This is a genomic window from Pseudomonas sp. UYIF39, assembly GCF_029963765.1.
GTDB lineage: Bacteria > Pseudomonadota > Gammaproteobacteria > Pseudomonadales > Pseudomonadaceae > Aquipseudomonas.
In genome coordinates this window covers 1-13169 of sequence record NZ_JALBYU010000033.1, presented here as the reverse complement: position 1 = coordinate 13169, position 13169 = coordinate 1, and the positions used below count along the sequence as shown (strand labels likewise).

At 60.3% G+C, this 13169-nt stretch carries 14 protein-coding genes and 1 pseudogene; 5 read left to right on the top strand and 10 right to left on the bottom strand.

Features of this window, described 5'->3' with window-relative positions; all coding sequences use genetic code 11:
• Positions 1-50: 50 nt before the first annotated feature.
• The 6 genes from MO767_RS28105 to MO767_RS28080 form a co-directional block, all read right to left on the bottom strand.
• A complete protein-coding gene (locus MO767_RS28105) occupies positions 51-689 on the bottom strand; it encodes an NADH:ubiquinone oxidoreductase subunit N (RefSeq protein WP_282483170.1) in 639 nt (212 codons plus the stop codon).
• Positions 690-771: 82 nt separating this feature from the next.
• Entirely contained in the window at positions 772-2220 is a 1449-nt protein-coding gene (locus MO767_RS28100; protein WP_282483169.1) for an efflux transporter outer membrane subunit, read from the bottom strand.
• Entirely contained in the window at positions 2217-3104 is an 888-nt protein-coding gene (locus MO767_RS28095) for an HlyD family secretion protein (protein ID WP_282483168.1), read from the bottom strand. The genes MO767_RS28100 and MO767_RS28095 overlap by 4 nt, the downstream gene beginning before the upstream one ends.
• The gene (locus MO767_RS28090) at positions 3101-3310 is read right to left on the bottom strand and encodes a DUF1656 domain-containing protein (RefSeq protein WP_033058629.1); all 210 of its coding nucleotides are present in this window, start codon (positions 3308-3310) and stop codon (positions 3101-3103) included. The genes MO767_RS28095 and MO767_RS28090 overlap by 4 nt, the downstream gene beginning before the upstream one ends.
• Complete coding sequence (locus MO767_RS28085; protein ID WP_282483167.1) at positions 3307-5379, bottom strand: FUSC family protein; 2073 nt, start codon at positions 5377-5379, stop codon at positions 3307-3309. Before MO767_RS28085 ends, MO767_RS28090 begins: the two co-directional genes overlap by 4 nt.
• Positions 5376-5804: a MarR family transcriptional regulator gene (locus MO767_RS28080; protein ID WP_282483166.1), complete on the bottom strand. Its 429-nt coding sequence runs from the start codon at positions 5802-5804 to the stop codon at positions 5376-5378. The genes MO767_RS28085 and MO767_RS28080 overlap by 4 nt, the downstream gene beginning before the upstream one ends.
• 197 nt (positions 5805-6001) lie before the next feature.
• Between MO767_RS28080 and MO767_RS28075 the strand changes: the two genes are divergently transcribed.
• Both MO767_RS28075 and MO767_RS28070 read left to right on the top strand, forming a co-directional pair.
• Positions 6002-6280, top strand: coding sequence for an antitoxin of toxin-antitoxin stability system (locus tag MO767_RS28075; protein WP_149631096.1), 279 nt, complete (start codon positions 6002-6004; stop codon positions 6278-6280).
• Positions 6277-6558 carry a type II toxin-antitoxin system RelE/ParE family toxin gene (locus MO767_RS28070; protein ID WP_282483165.1) on the top strand — a complete coding sequence of 94 codons (282 nt, stop codon included), beginning with the start codon at positions 6277-6279 and terminating at the stop codon, positions 6556-6558. Before MO767_RS28075 ends, MO767_RS28070 begins: the two co-directional genes overlap by 4 nt.
• A gap of 3 nt (positions 6559-6561) precedes the next feature.
• Here MO767_RS28070 and MO767_RS28065 read toward each other — a convergent pair.
• Both MO767_RS28065 and MO767_RS28060 read right to left on the bottom strand, forming a co-directional pair.
• Positions 6562-6807: pseudogene (locus MO767_RS28065) on the bottom strand (DUF2789 domain-containing protein).
• A gap of 138 nt (positions 6808-6945) precedes the next feature.
• Positions 6946-7407, bottom strand: coding sequence for a YbaK/EbsC family protein (locus tag MO767_RS28060; RefSeq protein WP_140894823.1), 462 nt, complete (start codon positions 7405-7407; stop codon positions 6946-6948).
• 198 nt (positions 7408-7605) lie between these two features.
• Between MO767_RS28060 and MO767_RS28055 the strand changes: the two genes are divergently transcribed.
• From MO767_RS28055 to MO767_RS28045, 3 genes are all read left to right on the top strand, one after another.
• Entirely contained in the window at positions 7606-8136 is a 531-nt protein-coding gene (locus MO767_RS28055; RefSeq protein ID WP_008148135.1) for an NfeD family protein, read from the top strand.
• 2 nt (positions 8137-8138) lie between these two features.
• Positions 8139-8897 carry a slipin family protein gene (locus tag MO767_RS28050; protein ID WP_129439535.1) on the top strand — a complete coding sequence of 253 codons (759 nt, stop codon included), beginning with the start codon at positions 8139-8141 and terminating at the stop codon, positions 8895-8897.
• A 362-nt stretch (positions 8898-9259) separates the two neighbouring features.
• Positions 9260-9643, top strand: a complete 384-nt coding sequence (locus tag MO767_RS28045) for a DUF6124 family protein (protein WP_282483164.1) — start codon at positions 9260-9262, stop codon at positions 9641-9643.
• Between the two features lie 205 nt (positions 9644-9848).
• Here the strand turns inward: MO767_RS28045 and MO767_RS28040 are convergent, their stop codons facing one another.
• Together MO767_RS28040 and MO767_RS28035 are read right to left on the bottom strand one after the other, a co-directional pair.
• A complete protein-coding gene (locus MO767_RS28040) occupies positions 9849-11420 on the bottom strand; it encodes a glycosyltransferase family 39 protein (protein WP_282483163.1) in 1572 nt (523 codons plus the stop codon).
• A gap of 220 nt (positions 11421-11640) precedes the next feature.
• On the bottom strand, positions 11641-13119 hold the full coding sequence (locus MO767_RS28035; RefSeq protein WP_282483199.1) for an efflux transporter outer membrane subunit: 1479 nt from the start codon (positions 13117-13119) through the stop codon (positions 11641-11643).
• Positions 13120-13169: the final 50 nt, after the last annotated feature.

Below are 13169 nucleotides of genomic sequence, written 5' to 3'. Positions count from 1 at the left end.
ACCTGTGGGAGCGAGCTTGCTCGCGATGGCGTCAGTCCTGCCAACAAAGATCAGGAATACTGGACCTCGATCTCATCAAGCTGATGATCAAAGCTCTTGAGCCGTGCGGTCCATGTATAGACCAGCACTTCGAAGTCGCGATTGATCACCGCCGTGCCGCTTGGGGATTCCGAGCGCGGGTCGCAGAAGTCCAGTTGATAACGTTCGCGGGCCATGGCGGCGGCGACATCGGAGAGTTCACGGGCGTTGCTGAGCCAGTGCCAGCCTTCCGCGGACACTTGCTTGTCCAGCGCCAGGCATTGTTTTTTCAGGGTTTCGAGGCTTTTTTCCAGCGGTGTGCCGGTCAGTTCGCCCATGACTTCCTGGAACGTACGCCCCGGTTGCCAGTAACTGCCCCAGAAATAACGATCGAACACCGTTTCGACACGGCGCAGCGCGACCTTGGTGTCCCAGATCAGCACCAGGGTCTTGCCTTGTTCGAGTTGTCTTTTTTTGATGCGCGCGCCCTGGACCGAAGCCCAGGCCACCACCACGATTGCCATCACGGCAATCAGTGCCGCGGCGCTGTCGAGGAACACCAGTGCCTTGTCGATCTGGTGGGCCAGCATGATGCCGTAGAAATAAGTGGCCGACAGCAACACCAATGCCGCTATAGCGCACCAGAAGCCGGGAGCATAAGGGTTTTTCATTATTGGAATCCCCATGACCAACGCGAGCCTTGATTGATGAGTTCGACGCACGACCTCATCAAATCAAAGCATAGCAACGGCGTCAGGGTTTGCCGGAGTTCGTGCCTTGCGTTCGTCCGCTTTCCCAGCCGCCACCCAATGCCAGGAACAAATCAATCTGGCTCATGGCAACCTGCGTGCTGGCGGAAGCCAGTTGCGCCCGCACGTCGGTGTAGGTTCGGGTCGCTTGCAAGTCCGCCAGGAACGATGCGCGGCCAGCCCGGAAGAAGCGGTGGGTCTGGTCTGCGGCCAATTGCGCCGATTGCTCGGCGTCGGCCAGCGCGTCGCGACGTTGCAGCAACGCGGAGTACTGCGCCAGGCCGGTTTGGGTTTCACGGATGGCGTTGAGCACCACGCCATCGAAATGTGCCAGCGCGCCTTGGGTCGTTGCTTCGGCCTCGCGGATTCGCGCCCGGGAGCCGTTGGACGGCACGGTCCAGGTCAGCAACGGCCCGAAGCCCCAGCGATTGGTCGCCGGTTTGCCGAGGTTTTCCAGGATGCCGACGGTACCGACGGTCGCGCCGATGCTGATGTCCGGGTACAACTCGCCCGTGGCGATGCCGATGCCGGCGGTCGCGGCAGCCAGTCGTCGCTCGGCCTGCCGCACATCGGGACGGCGCTTGAGCAACGTCGCGCCGTCACCCACCGGCAACAATTGAGCAATTTTCGGCAATTCGGTGCAGTCGCTGGTGCCTGTCGGCAATTGGTCGACAGGTTTGGCCAGCAGCATCGACAAGCGGAACAACCCGGCCTGACGCGCCGCCCCATAACGCGGCATGTCGGCACGCAGGGATTTGAATTGGGTTTGCGAGCGGGTCACCTGGGTTTCATCACCGCGCCCGGCGTCACGCAGACGCTGGATCAGCGTGGTGCTCTGGGCTTGCAAGTCGAGGGAGTGCTGGGCGATTTCCTGCTCTTCGTTGGCTGCGCAGACTTGGGTGTAAGCCCGAACCACATCAGCCACCAAGGTAATCCGCGCTGTATCAGCCGCGGCTTGAGTCGCATCGGCATTAGCCTTGGCCGCTTCGATGCCGCGCTGCAACGTGCCAAACAGGTCGAACTGATACGAGGTGGTAATGCCAATGTCGCCGACGTTGGCCACCGGCACTTTCTCCGGCAGCAGGAACGCTTCGCCGGACTCCTGCAATCGCTGGGCGCCCATCTTCACCCCGCCGCTCCAGCCACCGGCCGCTTGAGCTGCATCGACCTGCGCGCGCGCTCGGGAAAGGCTCGCCGCTGCCACGCGTAAATCGGTGTTGGAGGCCATGGCCTGCTGGACCAATTGATCAAGGCGCGGATCCTGATACAAGCGCCACCAATCGCTGGGCACCGGCGCGGAGACGACATTTTTGCCGTTCACCGCCAAGTCGCCTTGCAAGTCTTCACGGTGTACGGCGGCCTCGTCCGGCACGTGATAATCCGGCCCGACCACCTGGCAGGCCGACAGCAACAGGCCTAACCCGGCGATAGCCAAACCCGAGGCCCTGCTCATTTCGCGGGCTCCTGGGTTTGATCGTCAATGATCGACACCGTGGCGGTACGCCCGGCGATCATGCGGAAATCCGCCGGCACGTCATCGAAAGCGATCCGCACCGGAATCCGCTGCGCCAGCCGCACCCAGCTGAACGCCGGGTTGACGTTGGGCAGCAGGTTGCTGCCGCTGCTGCGGTCGCGGTCTTCGATACCGGCGACGATGCTTTCCACATGTCCGCGCAGGCGAGCACGGTCGCCGATCACCCGAATATCGACGCTCTGGCCGACATGAATGCCGTCCAGTTTGGTTTCTTCAAAATAACCGTCGATGTGGAATGAATTGCTGTCCACCACGGACAACACTGGCCGCCCGGCCGTGACGAATTCCTGGTTGCGCGGTGCACGGTCGTTGACGTAGCCGTCCACCGGGCTGCGAATGGTCGAGCGGTCGAGGTTGAGCTGGGCGCTGTCCACCGCCACCTGAGCTTCCATCAACGCCACTTCGGCGCGGGCCACCCGGGACTGGCTCTCTTCCAGTTGCTCACCCGGCACCAAATTGCCGAGGCCGCGGTTACGCTTAGCTTCGCGTTGCGCCTGCGCCAGGGTTTCCTGACGGTCGGCGACCGCCGCCTTGGCATGACGCAGGGCCAGTTTGAAACGGTCCTGATCAATGCTGAACAGCACTTGGCCACGCTTCACTAATTGGTTGTCACGCACGTCGACTCGCTGGATCAGCCCGGACACGTCCGGCGCGATCTGCACGATGTCGGCGCGAATGTGGCCGTCCCGGGTCCAGGGCGCGAACATGTAATACATCACCATGCGCCAGACCACGACAACGGCGAAGGTCACGATCAGCAGGGTCAGCACTACGCGACCGATGGTCAAAAAAGGTTTTTTCATGTCATCAGGTATCGACTGAGTGAGTCCACGGCGCCGAGCAGCACAGCGTAGAGAGCCACGTTAAACAATGCCCGGTGCCAGACCAGACGGTAAAAGTGCAGACGCGTCAGCAACCCGTGCACCAGCAGGAACAACACGTACGTAATGCCCATCAGCACCAGCAGCGTGGGCAGAAAAACCCCGCTGATATCCAGATCACCGATCATAAAGGCGCTCCATCGATGCCATGGGGCAGCGGTTCTTCGAGCTCGCCGGCGCCGACGAATTCCACCCCTGGCAGCAGCGACAGGCGCAGGCCGCTCAAGGCGTGCAGCAAATGCAGACGTGCTCCTTCATCGCACTCCGTGTTGAGTGCACGGCGGGTGCGATCCAGGGTCATCAGCAACGGACTCGGCGCCGGCAACCGTTCGCCAGCCTTGAGGCAGGCTTTGAAATACTCACCGACCTCGGCCACCACCTGGTGCAGCAGCGCTTGCGGTACGCCGAGGACTCGCGGTGTATAGGCGAGCAAATCCAGCAGGTTCAGCGCCACGCGCACTTCCCGCAGGGCGATGCCGGTATCCTGGCCGGTCATGGCCAGGCGCGGCAAATGCTGCATCAGGCGATCGAGCATCTGCACACCCAAGTGCCGGTGCTCAGACAACGTCGCCGGTTCGGTCAGGCTGACAATGTCGCGCCAGCTGAAACTGGTCAGACGCTTGGCCGCCAGTTCGGCGCCGAACGGCCGGGCGATCAGGGTCCAGACGAAGGCGAACAGCAAGCCCACGGGGCCGGCCAGGTTGGAGTTGGCGAAACTGAGGAAATCCGCGTCGTAGGCGCCCTGAATGCTGATGAAGGACGAGGTGTTGACGAGGGTCAGCAGCATGCCCAGATAGAACTGCGGCTTGACCGTCAGGGTGCCGATGCAAATGAACGGCACGGCAAACGCCAGCACCAGCATCGGGAAGTCATGCAGGTTGGGCAGAACCAGAAACAGATAAAGACTGGCGAACAACACCGACATCGCCGTCCAGAAAAAGAATCGGAAGATCTGCGGTGCCGGGTCGTCCATCGAAGCGAAAAAGCTGCACGCCACTGCCGCCAGAATCACCGCGGCGCCGCCGTCGGTCCAGCCGAGCAGAATCCACAGCACCGAAGCAACGATGATGGCGGTGACGGTGGACGCCGCCGAATAAAGCATCAGCCCACGGTCAAGAAACGGCGACAGCCGACCGAGCCGCCAGTGCCGATACACCGCGCGCCAGCTGTCCTGGCTTTCGCACTGGATGGCGTACTGCAGGCTGCGGCAGTCTTGCCACACATCGATCCACTCGCCGAGGCGATACAGGGCATTGGAGAACAGCAGCTGCTTGCGATCATCCAACGCTTCGGCCGACGGTTGCAGGGCTTCGAGTTGATCTTTCAGCGCTTGCCAGCGCTCAAGGTCGGCGTCTTTGTGGCCGAGCCATTCGGTGGTCGCCGCCAGCAGCGGCGCGAACTTATCCACAAGCTCGGGCGTGCGCCGCTCAAGGGCATAGAGCGCGTCGTCGAGGGCGTCGATCACCGGCAGCAGATGAATCATGCGGCCGCGCAGTTCCTTGGTGTTGCGCACCGTTTGCGGCCGCGCGCCTTCGTGGGGCAACTGACCGATCATCAACTCCAGCGTGTTGAAGGTCGCGACCATCGACGAACGCAACGCGCTGACTTCGTCCGGCTGCACGTTGCGGCTGAGGAAACGCAGACTGTAAGTCGAGGCATCGGCAAACCATTTGTTCACCGAATCGTTGAACACCGGCGCCAACCGTCGTGGCCAGAACATGGCGCCAACCACCGCGGCCACGGCGATGCCGAGGAAGATTTCTTCCGTCCGCGCTTCGGCCACGTCCCACACCCCCAACGGGTTATCCACCACCGGCAGAGCGATCAGCGGCAAGGTGTACCCGGCGAGCATCAGTGCGTAATTGTTGGCGGTGCGCAGGTGCAGCGACAGAAACAGCAGAATCCCGGTCCACAGCGCGATGACCACCACCAGCACATAGGGGCTCTGGACAAACATCGGCACGAAAAAAACCGCCGCTGCGGCACCGAGAAGGGTGCCGACCGCGCGGTACAACGCCTTGGAACTGGTAGGGCCGACAAACGGACTGGAAACGATGTAGACCGTGGCCATCGCCCAATAAGGCCGGGGCATTTGCATGAGCATGGCGATGTACAACGCGATCATCGATGCCGCGAACGTTCGCACACCGTAGAACCAGTCCCGCGCCGGGGGCATGCCGGTAAAAAATCCGCTCAAGGGTTGATCACCAGCGGATGATTGGCCGATTCAAAAGCCCTCAGAACCCGCAACGCTGCTTCCAGATCACTCTGATCGATCCCTTCGAGCACTTCATGGCGCAAACGCACCAACTCGATTTCGACGGCTTGCACCAACTCACGACCGGTCTCGGTCAGGCTCAGGCATTTGGCGCGACGGTCATGGGCGTCTTCGGTACGGCAGACGTAACCGGCATGACACAGCTGATCCAGCAGGCGCACCAGGGACGGGCTCTCCATCCCGGCCGCCTGCGCCACCGTCACCTGCCGCACACCCTCGCCCAAACGCCCGATCATCAACAACGGAACGGCGCAGGCTTCGGAGATTCCATAGTTGACCAGCGTGGTCTGGCAGATCTTCCGCCAATGCCTGGCGGCCACCACCATGGAGCTGCTGATGTTCATCTGGAGAGCGTCGAGGTTCTTCGGCACGAGGGGAAACACACACTGTTAGTTTGCTAACTATCAATATGGCATTTGAGGGGAAAGTTGGTCAAGTTTTGAAACAACTTGGCTGCCATCCGTCGCGAGGCGGCTGCCTGAATGAACGCCGGTACTGAAGACGTATATACTTCGTCAGTATTCGAATCGAGGATATGAAAATGTCTAAACAAGCTGTTTTCACAATGAAACTTGAACCAGAACTGCGAGAAGAGTTCATGGCCGAAGCTGAAGCTTCTCATCGCCCCGCATCGCAAATCGTCAGGGAAATGATGCGTCAGTTCGTTCAAACACAACGAGAGTCGCGCGAGTACGAAGCGTTCTTGCAACGCAAAGTCGACAGTGCACGTATTTCCATGCGAGCTGGTGATGGCTTGACCAATGAGGAAGTTGAAGCACAATTCGCTGCCAGGCGTGCGCAGGTAACCAAGAAAGGATGAAGATAATCTGGACGCCCGCAGCAGCACAGGATCGTGCAGACATCTGGGATTACCTGCATTCCGTCAACCCGATAGCCGCCCTCGAAATGGACAACCGATTCATTGATGCGATATCTCGTATTTCCCAGTTTCCTGAAAGCGGCCCTGCCGGAATCATTGCAGGTACTCGCGAGATGATCCCCCATCAAAGTTATCGCGTGGTTTATCAGCCAGGATCGGATGCAATTTGGATACTCGCGCTAGTCCATACATCCCGACAGTGGCCACCAGAAAGGTGATTTTCACACCCCCCGCCCCTTCCTCATCAGAACATCCAGCTGATCCACCACCTCCGCCCAATCGGCGTCATCCAGAATTTCGTCACGCAGAAGCTACGCTTGGCTCTCGCTCCAGAAAAACGCATCAGCCAAATGCAATTCAGGCTTGAGCGGTGAATGGGTGGCGATGAATTTGTCGATGCTTTCGGCGTCGTCAGGCAGGCCGAGTTGTTTGAACAGGGAGGGGAGGCTGTGGGTTGGGGATTCCATGGTGGGCTCCTTTTTCATGGCAAATGATTGGGTGACTGCTGCGCAGTCAATCGCGAGCAAGCTCGCTCCCACATGGAATCGCGCTCAACTGTGGGAGCGAGCCTGCTCGCGATGGCGATGTAACTGACGCCGCAAAAACTACTGACTCAACTCACACACTTCAGCATGCGGCACCATTTTCAGGAATTCCGGCACGCTCATGTGTACCAGGTTGTTGTGGTTACCAGCCTCCAGGTAGATGTCTTTTTGCCGGGTCAGCAGCGGGTCGATGACCATGTCCAGGCCATAGGATTCGCCCAACGCAGGCACCGCGCCGCGTTCGCAATCCTGGAACAGATGCGCCAGGGTGCTTTCCCGGGTGATCTGCCATTCGCCGCTGCCGCGTACTTTGCTCAGGTCCAGGTGACGGCTCGCCGGCAGCACAGCCATCAGGAAATGACCGTGGTGGTCGTCGAGGATCACCGATTTGGCCACCCGTTCGGCAGGAATGCCCGCGACCCGCGCTGTTTCAAGGCTGCTGGCCGAGTGCGGATGGGTGACGACGTCAAATTCGCAGTGAGCCTTATTGAGGCTGTCCTGCACAGTTCTTGCCATACGCATGATGCACCTCGGAGTCCGCAATAACGTTTCGCGGACGATGGTTAAACTTTTTCTCTCCACTAAAAGTCTAGGCCCGCTGGCGCCATCGCGCGGGAAATCTGCCCGCCGGAGCAACGCCGAAAATCGATCAAAATTCGTACAATCAAGAGCTCAGCTAGACTGTATAAAGAACCATCTATGACTCTCCCGGAGGGTCACGTGAACACTCGTTGTTGTGCAGTTGCGCTGCTGTTGGCCTTGAGCGGATCGGTATTCGCGGCGGACACCGTCGTCCTGCTGGTGCCCAACCCCATCGGGATCTGGCTGATCACGTTCGGCATCGCGTTTCTGATCGCCGAGGCGGCCCTGCCCAATTACGGCGTGATCGGTCTGGGCGGCATTGTGATGTTCGTGATCGGTGCGGTGATTCTGAGCAACACCGAGGTGCCGGTTCCGTTGATGATCGGCCTGGGACTGATCAGTGCCCTGTTGCTGATTTTCCTGCTGATCCACGCACTGAAAACCCGACCGCGCGAAAACGTCAGTGGCGATGCAGGACTGGTGGGCAGCGTGACCCCGGTGATGTCGCTGGCCGGCAATGCCTACAACGGTTGGGTGCACCTGCAAGGAGAAAAGTGGCAAGTACTCAGCGCCACGCCGCTGCAACCCGGGCAAAGGGTCCGGGTGGTGGCACGCAAGGGATTATTGCTGGAAGTGGCCGCGGCTGACGCGGCGCCGGGTGGAGAATAACCATGGGCCTGCAACTGGGTTTTGCCGCGCTGCTGTTACTGGTGATTGCACTGGCGGGGTCGACCTTTCGCATCCTGCGCGAATACGAGCGCGGGGTTGTCTTCCAGCTCGGGCGCTTTTGGCAGGTCAAAGGCCCTGGCCTGATCCTGCTGATTCCGGTGGTTCAGCAAATGGTTCGCGTCGACTTGCGTACCGTGGTCCTCGACGTACCGCCACAAGACGTGATCACCCGCGACAACGTCTCGGTCAAGGTCAACGCGGTGCTGTATTTCCGTGTCCTCGATCCGCAGAAAGCGATCATCCAGGTCGAAGACTTTCTCATGGCCACCAGCCAATTGGCTCAGACCACGTTGCGGGCAGTGCTCGGTAAACACGAACTCGATGAGCTGCTGGCCGAGCGTGAGCGATTGAACATCGACATCCAGCAAGTGCTCGACGCCCAGACCGACGCCTGGGGCATCAAGGTCGCCAACGTCGAGATCAAGCACGTGGACCTCAACGAATCGATGATCCGCGCCATCGCCAAACAGGCCGAAGCCGAACGGGAACGCCGGGCCAAGGTGATCCACGCCGAAGGCGAATTGCAGGCCTCGGAAAAACTCATGCAGGCGGCCGAGATGCTCGGGCGCCAGCCTGGGGCCATGCAGTTACGTTATATGCAGACGCTGAGTTCGATTGCCGGGGACAAGAGTTCGACCATTGTCTTTCCGCTGCCGATCGAGCTGCTCAAGGGGATGGCGGATTTGTCGTCCAAGCCCTGACCTTTCCTACAGACACCAACGTCCGGTAACCGCGTCGGAGATTTCCTTCAAGTTGTAGCGGTGTTGGTGAACTTGTTCCGGTCCGAACCCGGGTCTAGTCTGGCCTTGTCACTGAAAAAACGGTGACACGGACGTGCAAGTCCGGGTAAAAGCACTTCCCAACACTGCTTCTGGCTAGTCATCAGGCACCTCTATGCCTGCTGTCATCGCTTTATGGCGGCTGTGTGCGGGAGACCTTCGGGGTCTGCCGAGGTTTTTGGGTGTTGCTTTACTCGGTCTTGCACCCCGCACATAGCTGCCACCCTACATTCGCGTGCAAGCGAACATCAGGTTGGCCTCCTTGCAATCAAAGCGAGTACACCATGTTCAAAGTCACTCCCAATCCGCCAGACAACTCTGGCACCCCGTCCGAAGATTCCCTCGAAGACGAAAAACTCAAAGAAGCCGCCGAACGCGCCTTCGCCCACTACTTCCCCCCGACCACCGAAAAGCCACCCAGGCACCGCAAAGGCAACCTCTTCACCGTCGCCCCCGAGGTCAACACCGAAACCCTTCTGGCCAACGCCTCCGAGGATCTGCTGTCCATCAGCGCCATCGCTGCCAATCTGGCAGACGATGTGGACGGAACGCGGCGCTCCGTAGCCCTGGCGCTCAGCCGCATGGCCGACGGCGTGCAGTTGCTCGTAGAGCGAGCGCTGGATCATTGGGAGGAGTCGGAGATCATGCAGGCTCGGGTCAAGGTTTAGCCGGGTAGGTTTGTGGTGAATTGACCGCCGCCATCGCGAGCAAGCTCGCTCCCACATTGGATTTCAGTTGTACGCATACCTTGTGTTCACCGAAGATCAACTGTGGGAGCGAGCTTGCTCGCGATGGCGTCAGTGCCGTCGATACATGACTCGGCAACTAGCGCTTCATAAGGCTTTCGCGCCCAACGTTCTACCCGTTATAGCCTCAATGCAACACGAACAAGCGCGCGTTAGCGCCTCCCGCCTGCGTTACGCCAACGTTTTGCCAGCCTGCGGGCAACGGCGCGAATTCGTTCGGCAAATCGATGGTGCCGATCAACCACACCCGGCCGGTGCCTTTGGGCAAATTACCGAGGCTGTCGAGGTAAATATCCTGAGTCACCAGCGTGCCGAAACCATAGGCATTCGGCCGGCTCGAAGCGCCATTGGCCAACGGCGGGGTGTACAGCAGCGGTTTGGCGTCAGTTCGGTTGTAATAGACGTAACTGAGGTACCAGAGCATGTCGCTGGTGACGATCCGGTCACCGGCAACAAAGTGCTGGTTCACGTAATCCACCAGGACGCTGATTTGATCGTTGGTATCGACCGCGGCGTTGTTGTTCAGGCCCACCAGTTCGACGCTGACAAACAACACCAGCACCGTCACGGCCAGCACCCGGAAGACGGCGTACAGGCGATCGATGGCCAATGCGGCAATCATCGGCAGGCCGAGGGCGTACGCGGTGAGGTAACGTTCGACGAACACCGGCGAGATGAACGACACAGAAAACACCAGCAACAACGGTAAAACGGTGTAGATCACCAGCAACGCGCTGCCACGAATGACACTGCGATCCCGCGCCAGCGCCACCCACACCAAGGCCAGTGACGCCAAGGGCAACGTGATGAAAATCCATGTGGGCAGGTTCTCACCATCGTCCTGGATCAGGAACGACAAGATCATCGAAGGTAACGAGGCTAAGGTGACCGGTGTCTCCCACCCTACATCGCCATTGGCTTTGAGTTGGTCCATGTGCTGCATCAGATCGATCAGGCTGGGCACCCACGGCAAGTACACCAACACAATCGCCACGTTCGCCCACCACCAGCCGGGCTGCTGGATATGCCGCAAGCGATAGCCAGGCTGTACGCGGATCAGCCCCAGATACAGCCAGTGACACAGCACGCACAGGGCCGTGAAGTAATGGGTGTAGAACGCCGCGCTCATCAGCAGTGCGTAAATCACCAGATAGCGCTTACGTCCGGGGTGTTTGATCCAGTAAACCAGGGCAATCGTGGCACCGATCAGCCACAGCCCCAGCAACGAATACATGCGCACTTCCTGGCTGTAACGCACGGCGGTAGGCAGCAGCGCCAACAGGACGCCGGCCAACAAAGCAGCGCGGCGAGTGGCGAGCAAGTCCACCAGCCAGACACCAAGCGCCACGGTGGCAATCCCCGGTAGCGCGCTCAGGATTCGAATCGAAAAAATGCCATCGCCGAACAGCTCGATCCAGCCATGCAGCAGCATGAAATACAGCGGCGGATGCACATCATAGGCGGCATGCGTCCAGATCCCGGCCAGCGAATACTGGCTCAGCAGGAGACTGGAACCCTCATCGCCCCAGACCGCCGCCGCGGTCAGGTCATAAAAACGCACCAGCGTGGCCAATGCCAGGATCGGCAGCAGCCAATGCTCGCGCACCCATCGAAGCAAGCGCTGAACGCTCGCCCAGGCGCCGGGTGCCGCGCGTGGACCTTGGGTGCCGTCTAGCGGTGTTTCTCTGCGCGCCTCCATTGCCTCCCCTCGAGTCTGCCGGTGAAAAAACCTTGAAACTTGCCATCACTGTAGGACAGCCACAGCGCCGCCGTCGATGCTGGCTTTGCGACCCACGACATTCGGCAGCCATGCGGATCCGGGTCTACGCTCTGGCATGGCGTGACTTAGCCACGGAGATAAAAAGAATCGGCTGATCACAACGGTCTGCCCGCAATACCCGGGCCATCCGACAAGCAAGTCAACGCTGTCCCATCTCCGCCAACGGATACACCGACTCCCATCCCCCACCCAACGCCTTGTACAACCCGACCATCGCCAACGACACCCCGGTCGAACTTTCCACAAACTGCTCCTGAGTCGCCAACAACGCGCCTTGCACCGTCAGTACGTTAACGAAATCCACCACCCCTTCCACATATTGCTGTTGCGCGGTACGCAGGGCGATCTGGTTTTGGCGCACGGCTTCGGCAAGGCTGTCGCGGCGCAGTTGGCTGGCGTTGTAGGCGGTCAGTTGATCATCGATTTCATGCCAGGCACGCAGCACGGTTTGCTGGTAGGCGATGGCGGCTTCCTGTTGTTGGGCTTCGCGCAAGTGCAACACGCCGCGCAAGCGTCCGCCATCGAACAGCGGCAGGCTGAATTGCGGGCCGATACCGAACGAGCGCGAGCCCCAGGAGCCGAAATCGCTGAGTTGCATGGCTTGCGAACCGATGTTGCCCGACAGGGTGATCCGCGGATAGAAATCGCCCTTGGCCACACCAATACTCGCGGTCGCGGCATGCAGGCGGGCTTCGGCCTGGCGGATGTCCGGGCGGCGTTCGGCCAGTTGCGACGGCAGCCCGATGGCGACCTGACGCGGAGTTTGCGGCACCGGGGCGTCTGTGGATAACTCGGCAGACAGCGCTTGCGGCGGCTCGCCCATCAACAGGCTCAAGGCGTTGATCAGTTGCGACTGGTGCTGCTCCAGCGCGGGCAGACGCGATTCGATGGCCGCTACCTGGGCGGCGGCTTCGGCGACATCCAGGTCGGTGGCGACACCGTCGGCCAGGCGCAGCTGCGAGAGTTTCAGGCTGTGGCGGGCGACGTCGAGGTTCTGCTCGGTGACGGCTCGCGTACTTTGCACACCGCGCAGCTGAATGTAGTCCTGAGCGGTTTCGGCGAGCACCGACAGCAGCACGCCGCGCCGGTCGTTTTCCGCGACTTCCAGAGTGGCGTCGGCGGCTTCGGTTTCGCGACGCACACGGCCCCAGAAATCCAGTTCCCAGGACGCGGAGAAGCCTGCATCCCACAGGTTGTACGCCGAGTCACCGCTGTGTCCCGACGGATCGTTCAAGCCTTCGCCGCTGTTGCGTTTACGCCCGTAGCTGCCAATGGCGGCGGTATTTGGGTAACGGTCGGCGGTGATCACCTGACGCACGGCGCGGCTTTGTTGCAAGCGGCTGCTGGCGAGTTTCAGGTCGAGGTTATCGGTCAGGGCACGCTGGCTCAGAGCTGAGAGTTTCGGGTCGTGGAATACCTCCCACCAGCGTTCGTCCATGGTCTCGGCGATGGCTTGGCTGGCGGCTGACCTGGACGGTGTCGACCACTCGGAGATTGGCTGTGCCTGAGGCTTTTGAAAGTCCGGGCCAACGGTGCAGGCTGAAAGGCTCATGATCAGCAAGGCGCAAAAGGTGAGTTGAGGCTGACGGCCCCTTCGCGAGCAAGCTCGCTCCCACATTGAAATGCATTCCCTTGTGGGCGCGCGCTTGCTCGCGATGACGTCAGCTC